This window comes from Shewanella sp. A22 (genome assembly GCF_053850585.1).
Genome location: NZ_JBSQBN010000021.1, coordinates 22,276 through 43,318 on the forward strand (window position 1 = coordinate 22,276; position 21,043 = coordinate 43,318).

Below are 21,043 nucleotides of genomic sequence, written 5' to 3' on the forward strand. Positions count from 1 at the left end.
TTAAGAATGCGGCAATAGGATAGTGAGGAGATTAATGCCCGCGTAATAGGCGTGAACTGGCAGAGTTTTTTATGGCACTTGTATACACGTACTAAAAATGTTCACAAGTGCCATAAAAAACGTCAGAGTTACTTAGAAATACAAATGGCTTTTTAGGGGTTTCTGCAAATTCTTCGATTGTTAAAACGTATACATTTGTAGTTATATCGTTTTTCATGAGGGTGACAGCCTTAAATGAATTTTCAGTAGACCCATAATCAAGCACATTCGGGGTTGTTAAATAATTATTCTTGATGGGACCTGCCATGTCACCCGAGAGCCGATTTACTGTAAACATTTTATCTATTATGGACTTATCACCAATTTCTTTTAAATTACCATTAGAATCGACAGTGACAGCATTGTTTATTAAACATTTATAGTCTTCTAATGCAAAAACCCCAGCAGAAAATAACACTGCAAATAATACTAGTATTTTCATGTTTCCTCTAAGCACATAACGAGACTGTAGAATAACTCTAACAGCTAAATTCAATTATAAAATGAGTCCCTGAAATCAATCCTAATCGTTTTTAAGACTCTAGGTAATGCATTTGGAACCCATAAAACAGGCTGTTTTTCATAAAAATGACAAATGCTACAGCCTCAACGCACACTTAAGGGGCAAAGTGGAGTTGGCTAAAATAGGTGAACGGAGTGAACAAAACAGCCAACTTTATTTTGACCCTCTTTAAGTTCTTGTTATGTGGCTAACCACCCATAATTGTTAGGATTAACTGATCAAGTTCAATTGTCGATGCACCCTGTATTATATTTGATAACCACGTACTTACAGTTGCTACGCTGGCTATATTTGTTAACTTTTGTCCAAGCGTAGACTTAAGTATAAGTTCAGTTCTCTCACTTGGTTCTTGAACTTTTGAAATATCTCCAAGTTCTTGCGCAAACTTAAACCGTTCAGGCGCTGTTGCTGATTTTAATATATGCAAAAATTGTTCATCTAAATCGCCTGCGACGATCCCAACGCCATTTCTTTTAAATGTTGTATCTTTCATTTCAACATCTACACCATCACCTAATAGCATTCCAATTCCATTTTCTTCAAAATTGCAACCATCCATTGAAATACGAGGGCTATTAGGTACCTTAGGCGATTGTACTTTTTTCTTAAACGGCAATATGTTTGACATTATTAATAACGCTCCATTTATTTTTGAAGTACAAGACTATTGAGACACATAACGAGACTGTAGAATAACTCTCACAGCCAAATTTAATTAAAAAACGGGCTCCTTAAATCAAGCCTAAGAGCTTTTAAGACACTAGGCAATGCATTTTGAACCCTAAAAATACGCCGATTTTCTTAAAAAAAGTAATTCTACAGCCTCAGCGCCTTGCTAAGCATTTTACTCTGAAGCAGGCTTAAATAAGGAAATCATTGGAGTGGGTAACTTCGCTTGTGCTGCTGATCTAAATGCATGCTCTCTCCAAAATGGCCAAGCATTATGGACAACATTAAATTGCATGAATTCATTTATAGCCTCTTCTGAAATTTCCTGTGTTTGGTGGTACTTAACAATAAAACATGCTTCAATCTCAGCGAGAGTTTTAATTTCACTTTCTTCGTTCTCTTCTATAAACCTTAAGCCAAACTCAACCTTAGCATGAATTAGCCTAGAGCCATCAGAGTCATCTTCCCTTTTTAGGAATTCAGCTTTAATCGATATTTTGTTTTGTTGTCCCATTTTTTCAGGGTAATTATCAGAACTTATCTCTTCGAAACGTGAGATCGAAGTTGAATATAGGTGAATATCAATTAACTCTAATGACTTAATTGCTTCACCAATTAATTCTTTATCCATAAGATACATCCTTTGTTAATTCGATTGATCTTACAGTTTTAAACTGAGATTGATTAGCTGCCTTAATTTTTCGATACGGTATTACATTGTTTTCATAAGTTACTTTGGTCGATTCTCTTTTAATTCCTGCGCCAATTAAAAGTTCATGTAATACAGCCGGATGTGTTAAGCAAATGCGTATTAACTTATCCATCGCTACACTTTGAGAAACTTCAGCTCGTTCGTATTTTGAAAACGCATTTTTACCTCCTCCGAAAACAAGAGAGGCTTGTTCTTGAGTTAATTCCATTGAAGTACGAGCATGATAAATTTCTGTAGAAGTTAAAAGTCCATCTACACTTTTCTTCGCATCTCTAACACGAGAATCATTATTTAATATCTGTTGTTTCGAAACGAATTCTCTTTCGCATTCATTACATACAGAATATTCCATTGAGATAGATAGTGCGGCTCCTTTATAGGAAATACTTTCCATATCATCTAATTGTCTAATACTTTCTGATTTACATATTTTGCAATTGGTCATATAAACTCTCCTCAAGTTAATACTGAGGTAAATGAAAAGAAGCTAAATCAATAACTAGATACCCATCAACAAGACAAAATTTGACATATAATTCATCATAATCATCCTCTTCAGGGTCTTTCTTATAGCGACAGATATACTCATCATCAGGTGGTTGATTACCATAAGAGTGAGTCTTACGAAAATCACTTGATCTGAGTTGATATAGGCAAGAGGATACGTCATTGATGTCATATCCTAAGTTAGCTATATCTCTACTAACTTTTCTGCCTCTATATTCAATATCTAGACTTTGAGCTGCCGCTTTTACCTGTTCTAAATCGTATTCAGCCACACACTCTCCATATAACCATAATGGTTAGTTTAACGGATAATAACATAATTGCACGAGATTGGAATACCATTTAATGCCTAACAGCGTATTAGCGTGAATCCGATAAAAATTCACAGAATGCCAACCAAAAAACAGCGTCCAAAATATACTAATTATCAATAAGTTTAGTAACTTATCAGCTTAAATATCTCTAATCAATCACTCTTTAGTCTAGCCGAAAGCGGAAATCTAAATAGTCGCTTATTATTACCCCATTTCTTGCTAAGTCACTCAAACGCATACGCTTTGTTTTAGGCAGCAAATAGCAGTGTGATCAAAGGTTCTCGATGACACAATGTTAGCTTTATAAAATGGCTGAAGGGTTATCGATAACTCAGTTAAGCGATAACAAATTGACAAATGCGCCTAAGTGGAGCGATACTAATTGGGCATTGGCAAAATCCAATGCCGGGATTCGAACCCCGCTTAATTCAAGGCGCAATTGTCGCCAGCCTTTAGAGCTGGTTTTTTATTGCGTGACTCTGCGCACCACTACTATGGTGGGCTGGGTGAGGCAGCCATTTGGCTGGCCGCTTCCTTGATGCGGTAGTTCGAACCTCATTCAGCTCATCACCCAATGATTCGAACCGTTTGGTGATGATTACTCTCGATATCAAGGAGTGTCACCCATGAACTTACAACAGTCTAAAAACTACCCTGCGCAATTGGTCTTTATTAACGGCCAACAAACCATTACCAATTCACTGATCGTTGCCGACTACTTTGGCAAAAAACACTGTGATGTTTTGCGTAAAATTGACAGTATTCTAGTCGATGCCCCAAGTGAATTTACGTCAACGCATTTTTGCGTCAACGTGCAAAATCAACAGGTTGGCACCAGTCAGCGTGATTTAAAGTGTTACCACCTGACCAAAGACGGTTTTATGTTTTTAGTGATGGGCTTTACCGGTGCCAAAGCTGCCGAACTCAAGATCAACTTCATTAATGCCTTCAACGAAGCCCAAAAGCGACTTATCCGCACTCAACATCCGTTTGAGCGTCAGCGCATGATGTTTACATGGGAAGGCGGCAAAATAGTGAGCTCGCAACCGATACATGATGACCAGTTTGTCACCAGCCGCGATAAATTAGTGCAGTACATGCGCGAACCCCGCTTTTTATCTCTTGAGCAATTGCTAGAAATCAGTGAAGCCGCAAACCAACAAATTGCGACACTAGCAAGATTGGCAGAAAAACAAGCCCGTTTACGCTAAAAACCACCGCTAAACGCCCATAAAAATGGCTACATCAAGTAGCCATTTTTGTTTGTAGGTAATTAGCGTGGGTGTTCGGGCTTGTTCAACACTTGGAATAAGAACGCGGCTTCGCGCGGCCTTTCCTTATTTTGTAGCTTTCTATTCTTTATTAATTTTTAGACTTTCGCTTCATTTTTATTCCACCAGGAAGTTCAACATAATCCCAATCAGTAAACAGGTTGATTGCGATAACTCCACCAATAGCGATAACTAATGCAACAATTGTTGATGTTGCAACTCCTGCGGTTGGAGCTGCTGCCGCAACCAATCCTGCACCTAAAGGGCCAGTAGTTATAACCAATGGAATTGCCATTATTATTCCTGCTACGGCAACAGGCCCCCATGATTTAGCCAATTTCACCGCTTTTAATTTCATGACTACGTTGCTTTCATAGCTAATGATTTCATTTTCTCCAGAATTCATTGCTGATTTAAGTTCTTCAATTGAATTTACTTCTACACTCATTTAATACTCCTGAAACATAACGTTTTAGTATTTATGCATTGCGCTGTTTGCATGGCACAAACCGCTTGTTGGACTTGGCCGATGCCGAGTCCAGGTTAATGAGGACGCTTTATGCTAAAGGAATTTGCTTTTTTTGATGCCGGCTCTCGGCTGTAGATCAATTTTGAATTGATTATGAGGCTTGATTTGTAAGTGTTTCATTGAAATTCCCTTGTCATTATTGTGTTCCATCACATCTTTTTTAAGTCTAACTGATTCAATAAGATTAATACACTCGATTGAGTCAGCCTTTGGTTCCGCGCAGCGGCTTTACCTGCTTGGCCTTGTTAAGGTTTTCTATTTTACACCGCGATGCTTGTGCCTTGGTGAAATACCATTTTCCAACAATCACCATATTTTTTCCAAATGCTACTTCGACGGGAATATTTGCCCTTACATGAACTCGACGACCTGTGAAAGGACTTATAAGTCAACAAGCAAACATCAACTCCAATAAAGCTAAACTCAAAATCTTGACCTTTAGCTTCCCATCCGTTCTCTTTTGGCAATCTCTCCAGTACGTCTTGTAGATTTACAACAACACCTGCAGATGTAATTTCCCTAAACTCTGTAGCTAGCCGACTTTTAAGCTCAGAAACAGAACTTCGGACATCACTTCTAAATAGTGATTTTTCTAACTCTACTATCTGTGATGCGATATCCATAGAGACCTTAACAGCTTATTCAACGGCTCGACCTATAAAGCCGCCCGCTTAAATTATTGATTAATATCATCCTACATTTTCTATGTCTTTGAAGTAAAGCAATTTAATGACTCTTAAACTCAAATGTAAAAATAATCGTGGGTTATAACGTTCACTTAGATTACCAATAATTTTGAGCCGCTATAATCCAACCTGAGAATATCCGCAGCTGTAACATTTCATCTGAAAAAATAAAAAGATCGAAGGTGATCAAAAGTTGGTGTTTGAGGGGAGCAAAAGCTATGCGATCTTTAAAGACACTCTTAAAGGGATATAACTAAACATATTCAATTACTTAAATATGGCCTTGCTACCTTGATACTGATTGGTTTTGATAGGGTTGATAAAACAACAACGCAACCCCCTAAATTTTTCATATGTAGTGAAGCACTGCGCTTGTCCTCCCCCGCAGTGCACCGAGCCAGAAGGACCCATTAAATTATTCACCACAGTAAGAATCTTGACTACAGAAACACCTTTAACCACATCTTTATTACAACTAATAAGTTGTTCCCTCACTACATTACAACTCATTAGTTGTATTCACCTCAGCATTACAACTTATCAGTTGTAATGCACCACCACTACAACTTATTAGTTGTAATTCACTAGATATACAACTAAAGTGTTGTATATTGATGTACGAACAACCAATATCATGTTGATAATAAGACATTAATAAATCATTTCTATAATAGTTGGTAAGTACTATGAAACATTTAAGCGATTTATCTCAACAACTTAAACAATACAGATCCAAACTCAATCTGAGTCAGAAAGATATGCTTTTAAGTATTGGTATGTCTCAACAACAATATCAACGTATTGAAAACGGAAATGATGCTCGCCTATCCACTCTATTTCGGGTCTTAGAAGGCTTAAATCTAGAATTAATGTTAATCCCCAAAGAACACATAGAAGAAGTAACGGAACTAATTTCACAAGATAAATTAGAGCAGTCACCACCAAAGGCCGAATTTGAAATTACACATTCAAATAATATAAAAAATGAACCTATTAGCTCTTGGGAAAACATATTGTCTTCGCTTGAGGATAAAGAGAATGACAAATGAATCAAATTGAATCCGTTGAAGCACTCTCACTAAGCATTAATAATCAAATGGTTGCCATTTTAACTCATTATTCTGGTGGTAAAAATATAATGAAATTCGCCCCAGAATATCTTGCCTTACCTAGTAAAACTCGACCAACATTAACTCTAACCCAACTTCTCTCACCCGATTATTTAAAACAGGTTCAAGTCAGAACACACAGACTCAGTCCAGTATTATCAAATTTGTTACCAGAAGGGGCTTTACGTCAATGGATGTCATCCAGTCTTAAAGTGCATGAAAATAATGAGTTCCCACTTCTGGCTTGGGCCGCTAATAACCTCCCTGGCGGCTTAGTTGTATCGCCAATCAAAAAAAATGATATTCCTCTATGGGCATTAAGTCCGAGAGAACAAACAGAAGCAATTGCAATTGACATAAAGCACACAGGTCAAAAGTTCTCGCTAGCGGGAGTACAAATGAAGTTTTCAACTATCAGAAATGATGGTAGATATAACATAGGTGCTGATATTGGGGCTGATAGTTGGATAATAAAAACACCATCCACTGTGCACCGAAACGTTCCTGAAAATGAGTACACAGCAATGAAGTTAGCTGAATTGATTGGCGTTAATATTCCAGAAATAGAACTCATACCAATTAGTTCTTTAGATAATTTACCTGACATTCAACTACCCGATGAACCTACTGCATATGCAATTAAGCGATTTGACCGTAGTGACGCTGGCCGTGTTCATACGGAAGACTTTGCCCAAATATTTGAAGTGTATGCCCATGATAAATACCAAAGATTCAACTATGAGCAGATAGCAAAAGCACTATACGAACACAGTATGAACGGTCTTAAAGATACTCAACAAATGGCAAGACGTTTACTGGCAAACATTATGCTCGCCAATGGTGATGCACACTTAAAAAACTGGAGTGTCATCTACCCTGACACAGTAAATGCAGTGTTATCACCCGCATATGACATTGTAACGACTTTACCTTATGTAGAAGGAGAGAACGGCGTCGCACTTAATATGAATAAACAAAAGCAATGGTACGAAATCAATTTGGAATCTTTTCAATTATGGGCTAAGAGAGTGGGGATACCTTGGCCCGCAATAAAAGTTCATCTACTTGATGCTATAAATATAGCACGTGTTCAATGGCCACAAGCCCTAGACAAGCTGCCGATGAATGATAAGCATAAAGAAATTTTACGAAACCATTGGAATAATTTGCATGGCGATTTCAAGATACCAAACTAACGTATCTCACTCCACTAACCCTATCTCTGCCCTTCTCAACCAATACACATATGACTTCTTACTATCGAATCCCATTAAGGTCCACTGCCCTTTGCAGATATAGTGGGCCCTAATGGCCCGTATACATTGTGGTGTTAACCGCTCAATCATCACATCAAACTGTCTAATCTCACGCGGGGGTGTTATCTCAACCACTGCCGAACTGCCGTAAACAATTACTTCGCCTAACTTGTCGCACTGGCTTCGACTTGCGAACCCTTGACCATATTCTTGATGGGCCCAATAGTTACCCCAGCGTGTTAACCCATGACGCAACGCTTTCATGTTCAGCGTCACTTGTTGATGCTGCAGCTGCTGCACATTAATCTTCACCATCAATCATTGCCCTTATGTCATCAATCCCTAACTTAAACACCTGGGCGCATATTGCCGAAACATCATCAAATGGCACTCTCACATCACCCCGTTCCCAACGCTGATAAGTCCGTTCACTTACCCCATAAATCTCGGCCACTTCGGTCTGGGTTAGTCCGCGAATATTCCTGCCTGTTTTCAAAAATTCAAACCCGCGTAATGCCATTTCGCCCCCAAAAACCTCTAATTGCATATTCTACTAATAATGATGCAGCGATCATCACAGCCACCCACTGGCAGTAAGGGTTTGACCGTTCTCAACTTCTACAGACGATCTAGGCAATATCTCGGGCGCAACAGAAGAAAACCCACGATAAATTAAATATTGATGATATTGCTCTAACGCTAAACTCATGCCCTTATCTAAGGTCGATTTAACGTACTTACGCAGCAACACAGGCAAGGCATGATTAAGCAAACGTTCACCAATCATGGTATCGACACCTAAGTCAGCAACAATGGTCCTGAACAATCGACGTAAATCATGACTAGTGAAATGTTTAAAGCGGATTTGAGTGTGCCAATCATGAGCACAACGAATGGAAATAGCACCAACATTGCCTGGGAATAAGTAAGCGCGTTTGCCAACATGCTTAAGCTGCCAACATTTATAATGCTGAATGAGTGCCTTAGCAGAATCGGTCATCGGTATACGATGTTCTTCTTTGTTCTTGGCATTACTGGCCGGAATAACCCAATAATCACCTGTAAAATGCTCCCACCGAGCCAAACGAGTTTCGTTAATGCGAGTACCAAACATCATCATCAACACAAACAACATTTGCACCGGCATTACCACGGCACCTAAACGAGTAAACAACTCGGCCAAATCTGACTCAAACAAGCGCGTATCCATGGCATCATTCACTTTGATTGAATACGTCACTCGATAACCGGCTAACGGATTAGCGTTAATCAAACGAAGCTTTGAAGCCGCAGCAAACACCGCCTTAAGCTTATTCACCACTTCACGAATGTACTTAGGCGCAAACCCGTCAACCAACATCGGTTTAACCAAAATGCCGTCAACCGCAATAAAACTGACTTCATGCAATCGAACATCGGCCAAACGAGGCAACAGATGACACTTGATCATCGACTTAATATTGCTGCGCCAACTTTTGCTGTAAGTGGTGTTATTGGCAATATGTTCCTGGTACCACTCAAGCAAACTGCCGACCGAATCAAACTGGCCTGTCACCATGCCGCCCACATTGCGTTTAGCCAACATCACCGGTAAATCAGCACATAAGGTTTTAATACACATGCTTGGCCAAGTGCCCACCTTTTGCCAAACTGTCTTACCGTTTTCATTCAATACCAAATGAACACTCGCCCGCGTTCGGCCAGCTGCAGCACGTAAACGAATTTCAGGAAACTGCGGATCACGATAATCACGACTCACCCCAGCACGTAACCAACGCCTTAATGCCGCATCGTTTAACTTGCCAACCTCAACACCAGATGCCGCCTTTGCCATCATCAGGCCACCAACCTATATTCCCAAGCGGTGCACTTTTCACGGCGGCGCTTTTGCTTAACCGAATTGGGCAACTCTCGCCAACGGGCACTTAACGCGGTTTCGCTATCGTGCACACAAAACTGGTCAAAACACTGTTGTTGGATTTCATACAAGGTGAGAAAACGGCCACCGCTTAACACTCGCAGCAAACGCTCTTTTTGAGTCAAAGATTGATTACTCATCGTTAGCACTCCTTAAACCAAGTTGACGCCTAAACTTTGCCACCAACGCTTTACCCTCAGCAGGTTCAATCCTGCGGGTAGCACGAGTCGGTAACGCTTTTGGCAACTCAACATCAACCAACTCACCATTGCCGTATTTACGACATAAAATCTCGTACTGGCGGGTAAACATGGTTAATACGTCTTTTTCAATGCCGGTAGCAAACAACCAGGTACCACATTGACGTACAGCCAAGCCAACCACATCATGGCTCCATTTATGCCGTTCTAAATTATGATAATGGCGCTTAGCCTCTTGATATGCCGAATCTAAATCAGGCAAACCATAATCATAAGCCGTTGGCTGACACCACAACGCAAACTGGCGTGGTGTTGGCCAAAACTGACGATCACCTTGCTCACGTCTTGCCCTGTTCAACCCCATTTGCACCTGCTCGGTGGTTCTCACACCTTGAGCTGCAAGCGTTTTAACCCACTCGGCTTTGTGCAACGACTCAACATCATCCTTAGGCGCACCAACCGGAAACAACACTCGCAACTTTGCAAACACACTATCGACAATCGCCACATCCATTTCAGACAACTGACGGCTTGAGCCGTTACCCTGCATAGCGCCAACAATTGAACCGGTATTAACCAATGTTTGAATAGACTTCATATCAAAGGGTCCTCTGGGTCAAAAACTGAATTACTCCAATCGGCCTTAATCGCCTGTTTAGCAATCAAGCCAGCGTTAACTAACCAATCGAACTCAAACCCAATCCAGCAACGTGAAGCGCATAACGCAAAAACGTCATCAACCGAACAACCCGCAGCAACCGCTTTAATTAAATGCGGAGCCAGGCGATTAACCGCTGTTTGGGTTAACTTGGCTTTTTTCTGTTTGCGAATGGCTAACCAATCTTTAAAAACTTGCTCGCTTGGCAAATCAGGCCATAGAGAAAAATCTAAAACTGATTTTTTTGAAGTGGTGGGTAAATCTTTTAAAGGTTCATTGACTGGTTCAAAAGAGTGACTGATTCTGGGTGCAGGAGATTCACTAGGGGGTAGTGCAGCAGATTCACCACCTAGTGCAGCAGATTCACTAGGGGGTAGTGCGACAGATTCACTACCTAGTGCAGCAGATTCACCACCTAAACCACTTTTTTCATCAAAATTTAGATGAAATACGTTAGACGAATTACCCTTAACACCCTTGCGATATTCACGGCGTAATAACCCCGCGGCTTCAAGTTTTTTAACATGGTCCATAACGCTACGGCGGCTAATTTCACACTGCTCAGCAATGTAACTATAACTTGGCCAGCACTCGCCCTGGTCGTTCGCGTTATCTGCTAATTTCAATAACACTAATTTACGCAGTGGATTACCCACTTTCGTTTTCATGGCTTTAACCATCAATTCCATACTCATGCTGGGCACTCCCACGCAATCAATCTAGCAACAGCTAAATTGACGAAACACAAATGCTTGCGTAACATAATATTGCCTCTCTTTAGGTATTAACCCCGTGCTCAGGTCGCCAAACTTAAGCGGGGTTTCTTATTTCCAAAACACACATACAAAAGACTTGATCATTCATTTCTGTTTTCAACATAAATATCCCGCGCCAAATTAGTGCGTAACTGGTAATAAATATCGCGCCGCTTGATATGTTTGGCCTGATTAACTGGGTCTATTCTTGTTATCTCAATCGAACGCTCGGCGCGCTTTTCTTGCATCAGCAAATAACCCATAAACCAATCCACGCTCACTTGTGGTAACAACAACTTACGGTCATCACCTAACAGCACTTTACTCACAATCTTTTCCGCAATAGCCTCCAAACGGTCGGCTTTAACCTCAAGCAATTCTGGTTCACGCTTTAACAACTCAATCATTCGGCCAACCTGTGAACGGCTAAAATTATCTAAGTTACTAAACCCATACAAAGTTGATCTATTACGTCTAAAATCGATTTCACACATAGGTGAAGCATCTTTAACCAAGGCCGCGGCTTTCTTCATCAATGCGTCAGCCTGAGCAACCAACAATGCAACCTTTGGATCGGCCGCTTCTTCCTGCTTCCGCAAAAAATCAGCAAACTCTGGTGAAATCTGCACATCATCACTACTTGCAACTTGGCCATGCACCGAACAAGCTTTACCGCCCTCTAAACAACAAATTAAACATTCAGAATCAAACATGGAATTTCTCCTTACATGCTCTAAAGCAACGGTATAACGGTCGATATTTGACCAAAAACAAATGCTTGAGTAACATAATATTGCCTCTCTTTAGGTATTAACCCCGTTCGGTCGCCAAACTTAAGCGGGGTTTCTTATTTCCAAAACACACAAATAGCAAAGGAGTTGCCATGACTAACGCCCACAGACCCAAAGAAAACTACGAACAAAGCAAAAGGTTTCATACAGAGCTTGGCGCACAAGCCTATTCACTAGACGTATTTGGTGACGAACTGGCCGAACGCGAAAAATATAAAGGACTTCAAGGTATAGAAGCTGTACACCTTTATATCTGCTTAAAATTTTGTTGGAAGCCAAGCGATGTTCGAGCGATGACCGAGCAAGATCTTCGATTCTTACTGACGCAAGAAATGCAAGGTTGGACTTTGCCAAAAGCAGCACGCGTGTAGACTCACAATCCGTAGCCTCGGCCTGTGACTTTAAACAGGCCGCTTCATACATTTTTATCCGAATATCACTTTGCACCAACGGATCTAAATCACTCAAATCCCTTTCAAGTAGCGCAATACTGTTATTTAGCTGAGTCATAAGAAGATCCTTTAACCAACAAGTTTATCGAGATAGTTCAAACAATGTGGTGGTTGAAAACCTTGGACAATAGCTGCCGCATAGATACCCGCAACTTCTTGTGAGACTGGTGCATAACTTTCGTGAACCTGATCTCCCAACCATCGGGTGAAATGATATTTTTCGCCCGTTTTTTCAATAACCCACTTCTCTTTCTTTTCAATCAAACTGTTATCACTTAACTGAGTCATCACCTGCCCCCTTAAACATCAAACAAAACCCAATAGTTAATATCACAGCCAAAACAAGCCAAACTAAAATAAATGACCCCATATCAACCTCGTTTACGCATCTGCACACTGCGCTGTAAGCGTTCATAATCATCACGACAATCTGCATCACAAAAGCGTTCAACCGTCGGTGACTCGCAATAAAAGCAACGCCCCGTTAATGGTGGTAAAATCGTTTTCGCCTTGGTCAACACACTGGTTAAATGCAGTTCAGCTAATTGATTAGCTTCATCAACGTTATCTGCCATACTAACCAGCCGACTTAAGTGATTTATTGGTTAAATATGGGTAATGGCGTTCAAACGCATCCATTGCACCTTGAGTAACACCACGAGACTCGCGCAGCTCACGGTAAGCTTTTTCAACCTCAAAACGGGTTGGATTTATACCCAAGCGAATTACTGCTACCTGCGCATCACAATTTTCTTTAGTTAGCGTCGCAGCCATATCCGCAGTGCTTAACGACATACCATCACTCACATGGTCAACAACAACCGTCACGCCAACCATGCTGTAAACATCGTTTAAATATCCAATGCGTAACTCAACTGGCATAGCAGCCAATATTGCCTGTTCAGCATAAAACAAGCGCTCAGGTACCGCGTTTTGGTCAGCGTACTGCCCAAGCCAACGGAAAAGCTTTTGCGCATTCACTCGCGCATCGTTGTAAATATCATCCGAGTAGGTAAACGCAATGCCCTCTTTAGCCAATACCGTCGCCAGCTTTAAGTCATCAACCGCCTGCACTACCGCAGTGGCCAACGCCGAACGACTGACCTTAGGTAATTCAAGCCAGGCATTAATGGCTTTCATCAATAAATCTAAACGTGATACTTGTTTCATGCTTTTTCTCCCTGCTTACAACTAAAATTAAACTGCTTGCTCAGGCTGCGGAATATCAGCCTTTAAAGCACCTTCGGTTAATCGTTCAATCTGATAAGCGCGTAACTCAGGCACATCATCAGGCCACTGTGAAACGGCGCTTTTCGTCAGTCCTAAGTTTTTTGCCAACTGACTCTTAGAACCAAAATACAAAATTGCGTCTTTTGTTTTCATAACAACTCCAAATATTCACTAAACACAAGGTTAAGAAAACTATACCAACAAGTCAACAAAAAGGAACAGATTCTTAACTAAATATTAGTTAAGATGTCTAAACTATGATGAATGAACGAATTAGAGAACGCAGGAAGCTCGTAAGGTTAACGCAGCCAGAGCTTGCCAAGATGATAGGCGTAACAAAAGCAACTATTTCACAATGGGAGTCTGCGGCTACCTCGCCTAAAGGTGAAAACCTTTATAATTTAGCCAAACACCTAAAATGCACTACAGATTGGCTTCTTTTTGGTAAAGAATCAAAACCAATAAGCAATGCCGAATGGGCGGGTCCAATGGAAACATGGGATAGCAACACCCCGCTAAATGACGATGAAGTAGAGATACCTTTTTACATGGAAGTAGAACTCGCTGCAGGACATGGCATCATTGAAGCACCTCATTACAATGGTCCTAAATTACGCTTTGCAAAATCAACATTGCGTAAATCAAGTGTTGATCCAACCAATGCAGCTTGTGTTCGTGTTAGTGGCAATAGCATGGAACCAGTATTACCCAACGGATCAACTGTTGGTGTAGACACATCACAAACTGATGTGATCGACGGTAAAATGTACGCCATAAATCAAGATGGTATGTTGCGGGTAAAAACTTTATACAAGTTACCAGGTGGTGGTTTACGTCTTCGCAGCTATAACATCGACGAATGGCCAGATGAACGCTACGAAGGTGAAGTCATCAAACAAATCAAAATCATTGGCAAAGTGTTTTGGTATTCAGTTTTAATATAACAACATCAAATCAACGGATGCCGAAGCGACAATTTTCGTACCCGAGTACACGTTATTTATTTAAAAAAGATATATAAAACAACAATCACACCAATAATCCACCATATTGCCGATGGGCTACTTTTTTTCTTTGATTTTGACACTATTTTTTTTCTAGGGGATTCATTCTCAAGTTGAAAATCAACTGTGATTATATGATCATTGCTAGCCTTTCGTCCTGACTCTTCCATTTCCCAGCTTGGTTTGAACCCACCAATTACGTAACTGTTGATTCTTTTGATAACAGGTTTTATCCCAACAGCTATTTCTTTATAGTCGCCGTTTACTTCTTCATAGCTTGTTCGATATTGCCAATTTTTATCTTTTTTAGGGTTGATACTATTTGGAAGGTTTTCAAGGGTTTCAAGAACTCGTTTTCTATTAAGAACAGGGCACAATTCATTTTCTTTCAATGTGAGCTCTAGATCATGCCTGATTCTATCTTTGTCGAAATGCCAAACTCCTGATTGATCGAACTCACCGTAATCAAGCCAACCGCCACCCCATTCATTAACGGGCATGTTTAATTTCTTACAACCCCAAATATTAGCTTCATATTCTTTGTCACCAAAACAGAACTGCTCTGGTTTGTATGCTTTTTGTCTATTCCTGTAGCAACCAACACCAAAATAAGTTAAATCCTTCTTGGTTGCTGTATGGCCATTAATGAGCATTTGAGACGATTTCCAGCTGCCTACCAACTCAAATAAATTAATAATCAAGTCCACTTCTGTAATTGGTAAAGCAATCTTATATTGAGATTGCTTACCTTCTCCTGTCGTAGAATAAGACGGAATTTTCTTACATATTTCTAGTGCTTTACCGAAATTTGCAGATGAACTTTTACCGAACATAATTTCAACATTTGCTACTTGTGAACCAGTAACAGGGACAGAAACACGATCTGCTTCAGTAACAGGGTCACCACACTGCGGGCAGAATTTTGCTCCATGATTTATCCCTGCACTACATTTATCACATACCAACATAATGACCCTTCCTTTGGTTTTGTTAATTTTTAATTAGTGCGCATGTTCCTTTGCATCATTAGAAATGTACAAACACGCATAGTTAACTAACTGTATTTAATAAAACATATCAGTTTTTTACCCGCCCTCATAGAAAAGAATTTACCCGATAAAACTAACCTTCGTAACAATGATCAAAAATGGATTACAGATGGAACTTATTATTTAAATACAAAAATCAATCAATTGATAAAAGATTAATTAAGTTAAATTTATGATTTCAAAATAGCCCACTAAAAACTCAGACCCCAGCCTTAGTTCAATCATTAACCTGTGTAACCATCAGCCAAATCAGATGAAAACAATAAGTTTAGAAATCTTTACCAACACCCTTGACTAAAAAGTATAGTTATCTTAACATTTAGCCGTACCCAACAATTAAGGACGGCAAAATGATACTGACAAACACCCCAACAACAGACAAACAACGTGCTGAACATTTCCACCTGGTCAGTATCCGTTTTGCCTGTCTGCTCACCACTAAACAAGACCCTATGGACTGTGAACGTGTTGCATTGCGTGTAGCAAAACTTGAACGCCAATTAATGCACAGCAACCCAAGCCAACTGTTCAGTAGCCAGTTTGAAAATCAAGCCGGTGAACTCGGTGACAACCTCGCCATGCGTTACAACCACCACACTGGCCGCATCACAATTTGGCGCAATACCCCATTACATCAAAGCGGCAAAGTGTTCCAACTGAGGGCGAATGTATGAGTGCCGCAAACGAATACTGCGATCGTGAAATAGCCAAGTGCAAAGACATGATCCGCACTTGGCCCCACGAAGCACAATGCCTTAAGCGCTTAATTAAAGGCTGGGAACGAACTAAACAGCAGTTACAACAAAGTTCAACGGTCAAAGAAGTTTTGTAGGGGGTTCTATGTTTTTTGTATTCGGAGTGAGTGAAACATTAGTTAAAAAAGCAGCTGATAAAAAGTGCAGCAGGTTCACTGGTACTTATCCAAATAGACGAGAACTAACTATTGATGAATACCAACAAAAGCTAGCTAAAACCCGTGATGAACTGTTTTCCAAAATGAAAGTACAAAAACTAAGTCACAGCTTATCGACTCCAAGCTTAGCTAAACAGTATTCAGAGTTAACAAAAGCACAAGAAAAGTGTCGAGATATAGAAATTCGATACCGAAAACCAACAGGAAGTATCAACCCTAAAACCAAAAAAGAAGTTTTGGAATGGGCAACTTACATAGGTTGAGAGGACTTAGCATGAAATACCTAATCCAAGGCGGTGAAAGCGCTGAACGCCTGCAGCTGCTATTGCAACTCACCAACATAGAATCGCCCGATATAGTGGCCGCGTTAAATGACCACTTTGTCATTGGTCACCAAGATACGATTGCAGCGATTCGAAGCAACGTTAAAAAAAGCAATCTGTCACGGGCAATCGCACGATTAGAGGAAGTGGCATTCACGGTCGAACAAATCAAAGAAATCGACTGGGCCAAATTCAAACCAAGCAAGGTGGCATGATGGAAGTCGTCAGCGAAACAATGCCAGTAGCCAGAAAGCAACATGATTGCATGGCTAGCGAATGGGTAATGAATAGTTATGGTTATTTCAAGTTTACGTTTTCAGAGTTAAGAACTATCGCCAAAGCTAAAAAGAACAGCTTCAAAATTAAACCAGGCCAAAAGTATATCAGGCAGTTTAATAGAGATTGCGGGGATGTATGGACTTATACCGCTATACCTGAAATGCATCAAATCTGTATTAACTATGGCATATACGATAACTGTTAAGGAATAGCATAAATGAAAACTAATGCAGCGTTTAATCATCTTTTAGGACACTATCGCAATCAAAAAATTGACCTAATTTGTGCATTAAAAATGGGCGACCCGATAAAAACAGCGATAGCACTAGGGGCGCTTGACTGTCTTTACTGGCAATCACTCGGTAATGGGTTAGTTAATTTTGCTAAAGGCATAGCAAGAACAATCATTCATTCTTACAAGTACCACAAAATCAGATTAAGCGCTCATGACCAACGCGCTTACAAAATACTAGTAACAAACAGTAACGCCCAGGTTATGGGTACCCAAATAGATATTGAAGAATTAATTGGCGGTGCAGCATGAATAAGGTAACCAAAACGTTCAGTACCAAGCAAGGTGTTGTCACGTTATCACAGCCATTTTTCACCCTTATGCATGAACAGCAACAAGTTGAAGTGACCTATAAGCCAAACAACTACAACGGCTGGGGAATGTGTAAAACCTTCAACGCCATTGAAGTTAGCGACTTTACCCAAGCCGATGCCGAGCTATTTGCCAGCACTGCCGATTCAAAACTACGCATACAGGGGCAAGCAGCATGAAACAGCGTCCAATAATTTTTAATACCGAAATGGTACGGGCCATTCTTGATGGTCGTAAAACACAGACTAGACGACCTTTTAAGACCATAGAGCACGGGATATTCAATGGTGTTCGCAAGAAGGGATCGAAAGACGAGTTCTGGGTATGGCCTAACGCAAAATCTCAAATCATCAATGAATGTTCACTAGGTAATGTTGGTGATCGGCTTTGGGTTAGGGAAACGATGACTATGGAAAAATGGCCAGATTTACATTATGTCTGCGGCGGTTTAAGTGTTGGTACCGGTGATGAAGATTTTAGTTATCGCACTGAAGATTATCGAGGTTTTATACCATCAATACACATGCCTAAATGGGCTAGTCGCATTCTACTAGAAGTAACAGATATTCGAGTTGAGCAAATGAACTCACTAAGAAAAAATAAAGCGGATGTATTAGCAGAAGGATTTGAAAACTTTCCACAATTTAAGCATGTTTGGCAATCTATTTATGGCGAGTGTAAGCCTGATGAGTGGGTATGGGTTATTGAATTTAAGGTTTTAAGCACAACGGATGGTGCAGCATGAAAAAGTCAGACGTAATTAAAGAAGCATTAAAACAATGGTATGCCCTTCCGCGTGATCAGGTCGGCTCATGCCAACAGTTCATGAAAACACTAGCAGAAAAGCTAGCTAAGGAAGGTAAGTAATGAGTGCAGCAATAAAAAGTCAATCAGACCTAATTGAACATTATTACATTAACCAGTACATGAGCGGTGATCAGGTGGCTGCCAAGCTTGGCCTAAGTCCATACAACGTAAAAAAGTACTTACGAGAGAACGGCATAGCCAGAAACCGGAAAGAAGCAACATCTAAAGCAGCAAGGACATTACGTCAAAAGGCGGCTAACAGTGCACTGAGCGCATACGACATGCAAGAACTGCGCGAGTGTCGGGCATCAACCATTGCGATATCATTAATTCACAAAAGGAGATCAGGTCATGTCATTACTGACTAAAGATGAACTTGAGCAACTAAGCGGCTTAACCCAACCTGCTGCGCAAGTAAAATGGTTAAAAACGCAAGGTATTAACCACTTTGTTCGAAATGATGGTAGACCCTCAGTAACATGGGAGTTTGTAAACAACCCTCACGGCAGCATGTTAATCAATCGCAAACCTGCCCAACCTAACTTTGGAGTGCTAACCAATGCGCACGCGTAAACCAGAAGATGCATGGATGCCCCCTTCTGTTTATCTTCATAAACGATCCGGTGTTGCAGTGAGTTACGTTATCAAACGACGTAACTCAACCAAGGTGCTGTGTAAAATAACCGCCACTAAGGCGGAAGTATGGCAAGCATACGAACGTGAAGTGGCAGAAACCAGCTTAGAGTACACAGTTAATCGTTTAGTAATTGACTATCTAGGTAGTCAAAACTTTATTGACCTTGCCCCCCGCACTCAACGCGACCGCACCCGTGAGCTTGAATTGTTCAGTAAAGTATTTGGCGAAATGAAGCCCGAGCAAGTCGAACCTTTTCACATTCGCCAATACATAGACTTGCGCGGAAAAACCAGCAAGACACAAGCAAACCACGAACTGGCTGCTGCCAGCGTAATGTTTGCTTGGGGTTATGAACGTGGCCTATGTAACAGCAATCCAGCAAAAGGGGTTAAAAAGTTTAAGCTTAAAGCTCGTGATAGATACATAACCGACACCGAATACAATGCCCTATTGTCATGTGCTGAAACACGTCTACGAATTGCCTGTGAGATTAGCTATCTATGTGCAGCAAGGCAAGGGGATGTCGTTCAGCTTACTTGGTCACAAGTTACCGGTGAAGGCATTTATATTCAGCAAGGTAAAACAGGCAAAAAACAAATCAAAGCGTGGTCGAAAAGACTGGCAGAAGTTATTAATGAATCTAAGTTGCTACACAAAGGTGTTGCAAGCATCTATGTCATCAACAAGAACAAGGGCGGAAAACTCACACAGGAAGGTTTACGCAGCGCGTGGAAGCGTGCAATGTTAAAAATGGAACAAGAATACCCAAGCATTGAACGCACATTTACGTTTCATGATATTAAAGCAAAAGGGATCTCTGATTTTGACGGGACACTAGCAGAAAAACAACAATTCTCAGGTCATAAGACAATGGCTCAAGTGAACACATATGACAGGAAAGTGAGTGTAGCGCCGACGATTGGAAGTAAAGCGAAGTGAATATAAATGCAGTAGTAAATATTTCTTTTTCTACGTTATATTCTACAGAATTGAAAACGGCCCACATATTTCTATGCAAGCCGTTGTTTTATTTGGCAGGGGTGGCAAGACTCGAACTCGCAACCATCGGTTTTGGAGACCGCTGTTCTACCAATTGGAACTACACCCCTGTTGACGAGGGCATTATGCTAAAACCACCCTCAAAGGTAAAGTACTTTTTTTAATAATTGTCTCAACTGCAGTTTTTTCAAACAAGTGCGAGCATCCAAATCAATTATCAAGTAATTACCGCGTTGCATGCCAGCTCTGGACATTGAATAACTTCAACAGTCACATGGCTAAGTTGTGGAAATTGACTTTCAAGTTGTTGCTTTACCGTTATCGCATTAGTGTCATCGTGGACCAGAATAGAAACAATAGCAGCATAGTGTTCAGCACTGACTTTCCAGATATGAAGATCAGTCACAATGACACCATCATGTTCAAGAAATTGTTGAATTTTCGATTTTTTAGACAATGCTATCGAGTTATCGAGCAAAATAGGGCTTGTTTGTTTCATTAACCCCCACGCCCATCGCGTGATGATCACCGCCCCTACGATACCCATTACTGGGTCTAAAAAGCTTAGCCCCATATATTTACCAAACAATAAAGCCACAATGGCTAATACAGACGTTAAAGCGTCTGCGAGAACATGAAAATATGCAGCTCTCAAATTATGATCGTGATGATGTGATGCGTGATGCTCATGCTCATGCTCATGCTCATGCTCATGCTCATGCTCATGCTCATGCTCATGCTCATGCTCATGCTCATGCTCATGCTCATGCTCATGCTCATGCTCATGCTCATGCTCATGCTCATGCTCA

General features: G+C 40.6%; 37 protein-coding genes and 1 tRNA gene. 17 read left to right on the forward strand and 21 right to left on the reverse strand.

Annotated elements, in window-relative coordinates; genetic code table 11:
- Window positions 1-91 precede the first annotated feature (91 nt).
- The 5 genes from ACWXWT_RS05870 to ACWXWT_RS05890 form a co-directional block, all read right to left on the reverse strand.
- Window positions 92-481 (reverse strand): hypothetical protein, encoded by a 390-nt coding sequence (locus ACWXWT_RS05870; protein WP_456040686.1) that lies wholly within the window; start codon window positions 479-481, stop codon window positions 92-94.
- A gap of 268 nt (window positions 482-749) precedes the next feature.
- Window positions 750-1,190 (reverse strand): hypothetical protein, encoded by a 441-nt coding sequence (locus ACWXWT_RS05875; RefSeq protein ID WP_456040687.1) that lies wholly within the window; start codon window positions 1,188-1,190, stop codon window positions 750-752.
- A gap of 216 nt (window positions 1,191-1,406) precedes the next feature.
- Window positions 1,407-1,862 (reverse strand): hypothetical protein, encoded by a 456-nt coding sequence (locus ACWXWT_RS05880; RefSeq protein WP_456040688.1) that lies wholly within the window; start codon window positions 1,860-1,862, stop codon window positions 1,407-1,409.
- A complete protein-coding gene (locus ACWXWT_RS05885; protein ID WP_456040689.1) occupies window positions 1,855-2,388 on the reverse strand; it encodes a type II toxin-antitoxin system MqsA family antitoxin in 534 nt (177 codons plus the stop codon). The genes ACWXWT_RS05880 and ACWXWT_RS05885 overlap by 8 nt, the downstream gene beginning before the upstream one ends.
- A gap of 16 nt (window positions 2,389-2,404) precedes the next feature.
- Window positions 2,405-2,722, reverse strand: a complete 318-nt coding sequence (locus ACWXWT_RS05890; protein WP_456040690.1) for a type II toxin-antitoxin system MqsR family toxin — start codon at window positions 2,720-2,722, stop codon at window positions 2,405-2,407.
- A gap of 668 nt (window positions 2,723-3,390) precedes the next feature.
- Between ACWXWT_RS05890 and ACWXWT_RS05895 the strand changes: the two genes are divergently transcribed.
- Window positions 3,391-3,975, forward strand: a complete 585-nt coding sequence (locus tag ACWXWT_RS05895) for a Rha family transcriptional regulator (protein WP_456040691.1) — start codon at window positions 3,391-3,393, stop codon at window positions 3,973-3,975.
- A 151-nt stretch (window positions 3,976-4,126) separates the two neighbouring features.
- Here the strand turns inward: ACWXWT_RS05895 and ACWXWT_RS05900 are convergent, their stop codons facing one another.
- A complete protein-coding gene (locus tag ACWXWT_RS05900) occupies window positions 4,127-4,483 on the reverse strand; it encodes a hypothetical protein (protein WP_456040692.1) in 357 nt (118 codons plus the stop codon).
- Window positions 4,484-4,824: 341 nt separating this feature from the next.
- Window positions 4,825-5,187 carry a nuclear transport factor 2 family protein gene (locus tag ACWXWT_RS05905; protein ID WP_432310190.1) on the reverse strand — a complete coding sequence of 121 codons (363 nt, stop codon included), beginning with the start codon at window positions 5,185-5,187 and terminating at the stop codon, window positions 4,825-4,827.
- 749 nt (window positions 5,188-5,936) lie between these two features.
- Between ACWXWT_RS05905 and ACWXWT_RS05910 the strand changes: the two genes are divergently transcribed.
- Both ACWXWT_RS05910 and ACWXWT_RS05915 read left to right on the forward strand, forming a co-directional pair.
- Window positions 5,937-6,299 (forward strand): helix-turn-helix domain-containing protein, encoded by a 363-nt coding sequence (locus ACWXWT_RS05910; protein WP_432367736.1) that lies wholly within the window; start codon window positions 5,937-5,939, stop codon window positions 6,297-6,299.
- Window positions 6,296-7,555: a type II toxin-antitoxin system HipA family toxin gene (locus tag ACWXWT_RS05915; RefSeq protein WP_456040693.1), complete on the forward strand. Its 1,260-nt coding sequence runs from the start codon at window positions 6,296-6,298 to the stop codon at window positions 7,553-7,555. The genes ACWXWT_RS05910 and ACWXWT_RS05915 overlap by 4 nt, the downstream gene beginning before the upstream one ends.
- A 6-nt stretch (window positions 7,556-7,561) precedes the next feature.
- Here the strand turns inward: ACWXWT_RS05915 and ACWXWT_RS05920 are convergent, their stop codons facing one another.
- The 7 genes from ACWXWT_RS05920 to ACWXWT_RS05950 form a co-directional block, all read right to left on the reverse strand.
- Window positions 7,562-7,930 carry a hypothetical protein gene (locus ACWXWT_RS05920; protein ID WP_456040694.1) on the reverse strand — a complete coding sequence of 123 codons (369 nt, stop codon included), beginning with the start codon at window positions 7,928-7,930 and terminating at the stop codon, window positions 7,562-7,564.
- Window positions 7,917-8,135, reverse strand: coding sequence for a helix-turn-helix domain-containing protein (locus ACWXWT_RS05925; RefSeq protein WP_432362467.1), 219 nt, complete (start codon window positions 8,133-8,135; stop codon window positions 7,917-7,919). Before ACWXWT_RS05925 ends, ACWXWT_RS05920 begins: the two co-directional genes overlap by 14 nt.
- A gap of 54 nt (window positions 8,136-8,189) precedes the next feature.
- Window positions 8,190-9,452, reverse strand: a complete 1,263-nt coding sequence (locus tag ACWXWT_RS05930; RefSeq protein ID WP_456040695.1) for a tyrosine-type recombinase/integrase — start codon at window positions 9,450-9,452, stop codon at window positions 8,190-8,192.
- Window positions 9,452-9,673 carry a hypothetical protein gene (locus ACWXWT_RS05935; protein ID WP_456040696.1) on the reverse strand — a complete coding sequence of 74 codons (222 nt, stop codon included), beginning with the start codon at window positions 9,671-9,673 and terminating at the stop codon, window positions 9,452-9,454. The genes ACWXWT_RS05930 and ACWXWT_RS05935 overlap by 1 nt, the downstream gene beginning before the upstream one ends.
- Entirely contained in the window at window positions 9,666-10,331 is a 666-nt protein-coding gene (locus tag ACWXWT_RS05940; RefSeq protein ID WP_456040697.1) for a replication protein P, read from the reverse strand. Before ACWXWT_RS05940 ends, ACWXWT_RS05935 begins: the two co-directional genes overlap by 8 nt.
- On the reverse strand, window positions 10,328-11,086 hold the full coding sequence (locus tag ACWXWT_RS05945; RefSeq protein WP_456040698.1) for a helix-turn-helix domain-containing protein: 759 nt from the start codon (window positions 11,084-11,086) through the stop codon (window positions 10,328-10,330). Before ACWXWT_RS05945 ends, ACWXWT_RS05940 begins: the two co-directional genes overlap by 4 nt.
- Before the next feature lie 161 nt (window positions 11,087-11,247).
- Window positions 11,248-11,859, reverse strand: a complete 612-nt coding sequence (locus ACWXWT_RS05950; protein WP_456040699.1) for a hypothetical protein — start codon at window positions 11,857-11,859, stop codon at window positions 11,248-11,250.
- A gap of 170 nt (window positions 11,860-12,029) precedes the next feature.
- Here ACWXWT_RS05950 and ACWXWT_RS05955 point away from each other — a divergent pair, with 170 nt between their 5' ends.
- Entirely contained in the window at window positions 12,030-12,308 is a 279-nt protein-coding gene (locus ACWXWT_RS05955; protein WP_456040700.1) for a hypothetical protein, read from the forward strand.
- Window positions 12,309-12,458: 150 nt separating this feature from the next.
- Here ACWXWT_RS05955 and ACWXWT_RS05960 read toward each other — a convergent pair whose 3' ends face one another.
- From ACWXWT_RS05960 to ACWXWT_RS05975, 4 genes are all read right to left on the reverse strand, one after another.
- Window positions 12,459-12,677 carry a hypothetical protein gene (locus ACWXWT_RS05960; RefSeq protein ID WP_456040701.1) on the reverse strand — a complete coding sequence of 73 codons (219 nt, stop codon included), beginning with the start codon at window positions 12,675-12,677 and terminating at the stop codon, window positions 12,459-12,461.
- Window positions 12,678-12,760: 83 nt separating this feature from the next.
- Complete coding sequence (locus tag ACWXWT_RS05965) at window positions 12,761-12,964, reverse strand: hypothetical protein (protein WP_456040702.1); 204 nt, start codon at window positions 12,962-12,964, stop codon at window positions 12,761-12,763.
- Between the two features lies 1 nt (window position 12,965).
- The gene (locus ACWXWT_RS05970) at window positions 12,966-13,559 is read right to left on the reverse strand and encodes a toxin YdaT family protein (protein ID WP_456040703.1); all 594 of its coding nucleotides are present in this window, start codon (window positions 13,557-13,559) and stop codon (window positions 12,966-12,968) included.
- A gap of 27 nt (window positions 13,560-13,586) precedes the next feature.
- Entirely contained in the window at window positions 13,587-13,772 is a 186-nt protein-coding gene (locus ACWXWT_RS05975) for a Cro/CI family transcriptional regulator (RefSeq protein ID WP_456040704.1), read from the reverse strand.
- 104 nt (window positions 13,773-13,876) lie between these two features.
- Between ACWXWT_RS05975 and ACWXWT_RS05980 the strand changes: the two genes are divergently transcribed.
- Complete coding sequence (locus ACWXWT_RS05980; protein WP_456040705.1) at window positions 13,877-14,563, forward strand: S24 family peptidase; 687 nt, start codon at window positions 13,877-13,879, stop codon at window positions 14,561-14,563.
- 56 nt (window positions 14,564-14,619) lie between these two features.
- On the opposite strand, the gene ACWXWT_RS05985 is transcribed toward ACWXWT_RS05980, so the two are convergent.
- Window positions 14,620-15,591, reverse strand: coding sequence for a zinc ribbon domain-containing protein (locus tag ACWXWT_RS05985; protein WP_456040706.1), 972 nt, complete (start codon window positions 15,589-15,591; stop codon window positions 14,620-14,622).
- Between the two features lie 431 nt (window positions 15,592-16,022).
- Here ACWXWT_RS05985 and ACWXWT_RS05990 point away from each other — a divergent pair, with 431 nt between their 5' ends.
- Genes ACWXWT_RS05990 through ACWXWT_RS06045 form a run of 12 tightly spaced genes read left to right on the forward strand, consistent with a single transcriptional unit; the run spans window position 16,023 to window position 20,174 of the window.
- Complete coding sequence (locus ACWXWT_RS05990; protein ID WP_392342712.1) at window positions 16,023-16,346, forward strand: hypothetical protein; 324 nt, start codon at window positions 16,023-16,025, stop codon at window positions 16,344-16,346.
- Entirely contained in the window at window positions 16,343-16,504 is a 162-nt protein-coding gene (locus ACWXWT_RS05995; protein WP_456040707.1) for a hypothetical protein, read from the forward strand. Before ACWXWT_RS05990 ends, ACWXWT_RS05995 begins: the two co-directional genes overlap by 4 nt.
- 8 nt (window positions 16,505-16,512) lie before the next feature.
- Window positions 16,513-16,848: a hypothetical protein gene (locus ACWXWT_RS06000; RefSeq protein ID WP_456040708.1), complete on the forward strand. Its 336-nt coding sequence runs from the start codon at window positions 16,513-16,515 to the stop codon at window positions 16,846-16,848.
- A gap of 11 nt (window positions 16,849-16,859) precedes the next feature.
- Entirely contained in the window at window positions 16,860-17,123 is a 264-nt protein-coding gene (locus ACWXWT_RS06005) for a PapB/FocB family fimbrial expression transcriptional regulator (RefSeq protein ID WP_456040709.1), read from the forward strand.
- Window positions 17,120-17,392 (forward strand): hypothetical protein, encoded by a 273-nt coding sequence (locus ACWXWT_RS06010; protein ID WP_456040710.1) that lies wholly within the window; start codon window positions 17,120-17,122, stop codon window positions 17,390-17,392. Before ACWXWT_RS06005 ends, ACWXWT_RS06010 begins: the two co-directional genes overlap by 4 nt.
- Before the next feature lie 12 nt (window positions 17,393-17,404).
- Entirely contained in the window at window positions 17,405-17,731 is a 327-nt protein-coding gene (locus ACWXWT_RS06015) for a hypothetical protein (RefSeq protein WP_456040711.1), read from the forward strand.
- On the forward strand, window positions 17,728-17,970 hold the full coding sequence (locus tag ACWXWT_RS06020; protein ID WP_456040712.1) for a hypothetical protein: 243 nt from the start codon (window positions 17,728-17,730) through the stop codon (window positions 17,968-17,970). The genes ACWXWT_RS06015 and ACWXWT_RS06020 overlap by 4 nt, the downstream gene beginning before the upstream one ends.
- Entirely contained in the window at window positions 17,967-18,536 is a 570-nt protein-coding gene (locus tag ACWXWT_RS06025; protein ID WP_456040713.1) for an ASCH domain-containing protein, read from the forward strand. The genes ACWXWT_RS06020 and ACWXWT_RS06025 overlap by 4 nt, the downstream gene beginning before the upstream one ends.
- A complete protein-coding gene (locus ACWXWT_RS06030; protein ID WP_432362506.1) occupies window positions 18,533-18,658 on the forward strand; it encodes a hypothetical protein in 126 nt (41 codons plus the stop codon). Before ACWXWT_RS06025 ends, ACWXWT_RS06030 begins: the two co-directional genes overlap by 4 nt.
- Complete coding sequence (locus ACWXWT_RS06035; RefSeq protein ID WP_456040714.1) at window positions 18,658-18,966, forward strand: hypothetical protein; 309 nt, start codon at window positions 18,658-18,660, stop codon at window positions 18,964-18,966. The genes ACWXWT_RS06030 and ACWXWT_RS06035 overlap by 1 nt, the downstream gene beginning before the upstream one ends.
- The gene (locus ACWXWT_RS06040; protein WP_456040715.1) at window positions 18,950-19,171 is read left to right on the forward strand and encodes a DUF4224 domain-containing protein; all 222 of its coding nucleotides are present in this window, start codon (window positions 18,950-18,952) and stop codon (window positions 19,169-19,171) included. Before ACWXWT_RS06035 ends, ACWXWT_RS06040 begins: the two co-directional genes overlap by 17 nt.
- Window positions 19,158-20,174, forward strand: coding sequence for a tyrosine-type recombinase/integrase (locus ACWXWT_RS06045; protein ID WP_456040716.1), 1,017 nt, complete (start codon window positions 19,158-19,160; stop codon window positions 20,172-20,174). The genes ACWXWT_RS06040 and ACWXWT_RS06045 overlap by 14 nt, the downstream gene beginning before the upstream one ends.
- Before the next feature lie 93 nt (window positions 20,175-20,267).
- On the opposite strand, the gene ACWXWT_RS06050 is transcribed toward ACWXWT_RS06045, so the two are convergent.
- A tRNA-Trp gene (locus tag ACWXWT_RS06050) sits at window positions 20,268-20,344 on the reverse strand.
- 107 nt (window positions 20,345-20,451) lie between these two features.
- On the reverse strand, window positions 20,452-21,043 hold a 592-nt coding region (locus tag ACWXWT_RS06055; protein ID WP_456040717.1), incomplete at its 5' end, for a cation diffusion facilitator family transporter.

Excerpts from the sequence above, each read along its gene's own strand:
- ACWXWT_RS05870 (WP_456040686.1), bottom strand. The coding sequence starts at position 481 with ATGAAAATACTAGTATTATTTGCAGTGTTATTTTCTGCTGGGGTTTTT.
- ACWXWT_RS05875 (WP_456040687.1), bottom strand. The coding sequence starts at position 1,190 with ATGTCAAACATATTGCCGTTTAAGAAAAAAGTACAATCGCCTAAGGTA.
- ACWXWT_RS05880 (WP_456040688.1), bottom strand. The coding sequence starts at position 1,862 with ATGGATAAAGAATTAATTGGTGAAGCAATTAAGTCATTAGAGTTAATT.
- ACWXWT_RS05885 (WP_456040689.1), bottom strand. The coding sequence starts at position 2,388 with ATGACCAATTGCAAAATATGTAAATCAGAAAGTATTAGACAATTAGAT.
- ACWXWT_RS05895 (WP_456040691.1), top strand. The coding sequence starts at position 3,391 with ATGAACTTACAACAGTCTAAAAACTACCCTGCGCAATTGGTCTTTATT.
- ACWXWT_RS05900 (WP_456040692.1), bottom strand. The coding sequence starts at position 4,483 with ATGAGTGTAGAAGTAAATTCAATTGAAGAACTTAAATCAGCAATGAAT.
- ACWXWT_RS05905 (WP_432310190.1), bottom strand. The coding sequence starts at position 5,187 with ATGGATATCGCATCACAGATAGTAGAGTTAGAAAAATCACTATTTAGA.
- ACWXWT_RS05910 (WP_432367736.1), top strand. The coding sequence starts at position 5,937 with ATGAAACATTTAAGCGATTTATCTCAACAACTTAAACAATACAGATCC.
- ACWXWT_RS05915 (WP_456040693.1), top strand. The coding sequence starts at position 6,296 with ATGAATCAAATTGAATCCGTTGAAGCACTCTCACTAAGCATTAATAAT.
- ACWXWT_RS05920 (WP_456040694.1), bottom strand. The coding sequence starts at position 7,930 with ATGGTGAAGATTAATGTGCAGCAGCTGCAGCATCAACAAGTGACGCTG.
- ACWXWT_RS05925 (WP_432362467.1), bottom strand. The coding sequence starts at position 8,135 with ATGGCATTACGCGGGTTTGAATTTTTGAAAACAGGCAGGAATATTCGC.
- ACWXWT_RS05930 (WP_456040695.1), bottom strand. The coding sequence starts at position 9,452 with ATGATGGCAAAGGCGGCATCTGGTGTTGAGGTTGGCAAGTTAAACGAT.
- ACWXWT_RS05935 (WP_456040696.1), bottom strand. The coding sequence starts at position 9,673 with ATGAGTAATCAATCTTTGACTCAAAAAGAGCGTTTGCTGCGAGTGTTA.
- ACWXWT_RS05940 (WP_456040697.1), bottom strand. The coding sequence starts at position 10,331 with ATGAAGTCTATTCAAACATTGGTTAATACCGGTTCAATTGTTGGCGCT.
- ACWXWT_RS05945 (WP_456040698.1), bottom strand. The coding sequence starts at position 11,086 with ATGAGTATGGAATTGATGGTTAAAGCCATGAAAACGAAAGTGGGTAAT.
- ACWXWT_RS05950 (WP_456040699.1), bottom strand. The coding sequence starts at position 11,859 with ATGTTTGATTCTGAATGTTTAATTTGTTGTTTAGAGGGCGGTAAAGCT.
- ACWXWT_RS05955 (WP_456040700.1), top strand. The coding sequence starts at position 12,030 with ATGACTAACGCCCACAGACCCAAAGAAAACTACGAACAAAGCAAAAGG.
- ACWXWT_RS05960 (WP_456040701.1), bottom strand. The coding sequence starts at position 12,677 with ATGACTCAGTTAAGTGATAACAGTTTGATTGAAAAGAAAGAGAAGTGG.
- ACWXWT_RS05965 (WP_456040702.1), bottom strand. The coding sequence starts at position 12,964 with ATGGCAGATAACGTTGATGAAGCTAATCAATTAGCTGAACTGCATTTA.
- ACWXWT_RS05970 (WP_456040703.1), bottom strand. The coding sequence starts at position 13,559 with ATGAAACAAGTATCACGTTTAGATTTATTGATGAAAGCCATTAATGCC.
- ACWXWT_RS05975 (WP_456040704.1), bottom strand. The coding sequence starts at position 13,772 with ATGAAAACAAAAGACGCAATTTTGTATTTTGGTTCTAAGAGTCAGTTG.
- ACWXWT_RS05980 (WP_456040705.1), top strand. The coding sequence starts at position 13,877 with ATGATGAATGAACGAATTAGAGAACGCAGGAAGCTCGTAAGGTTAACG.
- ACWXWT_RS05985 (WP_456040706.1), bottom strand. The coding sequence starts at position 15,591 with ATGTTGGTATGTGATAAATGTAGTGCAGGGATAAATCATGGAGCAAAA.
- ACWXWT_RS05990 (WP_392342712.1), top strand. The coding sequence starts at position 16,023 with ATGATACTGACAAACACCCCAACAACAGACAAACAACGTGCTGAACAT.
- ACWXWT_RS05995 (WP_456040707.1), top strand. The coding sequence starts at position 16,343 with ATGAGTGCCGCAAACGAATACTGCGATCGTGAAATAGCCAAGTGCAAA.
- ACWXWT_RS06000 (WP_456040708.1), top strand. The coding sequence starts at position 16,513 with ATGTTTTTTGTATTCGGAGTGAGTGAAACATTAGTTAAAAAAGCAGCT.
- ACWXWT_RS06005 (WP_456040709.1), top strand. The coding sequence starts at position 16,860 with ATGAAATACCTAATCCAAGGCGGTGAAAGCGCTGAACGCCTGCAGCTG.
- ACWXWT_RS06010 (WP_456040710.1), top strand. The coding sequence starts at position 17,120 with ATGATGGAAGTCGTCAGCGAAACAATGCCAGTAGCCAGAAAGCAACAT.
- ACWXWT_RS06015 (WP_456040711.1), top strand. The coding sequence starts at position 17,405 with ATGAAAACTAATGCAGCGTTTAATCATCTTTTAGGACACTATCGCAAT.
- ACWXWT_RS06020 (WP_456040712.1), top strand. The coding sequence starts at position 17,728 with ATGAATAAGGTAACCAAAACGTTCAGTACCAAGCAAGGTGTTGTCACG.
- ACWXWT_RS06025 (WP_456040713.1), top strand. The coding sequence starts at position 17,967 with ATGAAACAGCGTCCAATAATTTTTAATACCGAAATGGTACGGGCCATT.
- ACWXWT_RS06030 (WP_432362506.1), top strand. The coding sequence starts at position 18,533 with ATGAAAAAGTCAGACGTAATTAAAGAAGCATTAAAACAATGGTATGCC.
- ACWXWT_RS06035 (WP_456040714.1), top strand. The coding sequence starts at position 18,658 with ATGAGTGCAGCAATAAAAAGTCAATCAGACCTAATTGAACATTATTAC.
- ACWXWT_RS06040 (WP_456040715.1), top strand. The coding sequence starts at position 18,950 with ATGTCATTACTGACTAAAGATGAACTTGAGCAACTAAGCGGCTTAACC.
- ACWXWT_RS06045 (WP_456040716.1), top strand. The coding sequence starts at position 19,158 with ATGCGCACGCGTAAACCAGAAGATGCATGGATGCCCCCTTCTGTTTAT.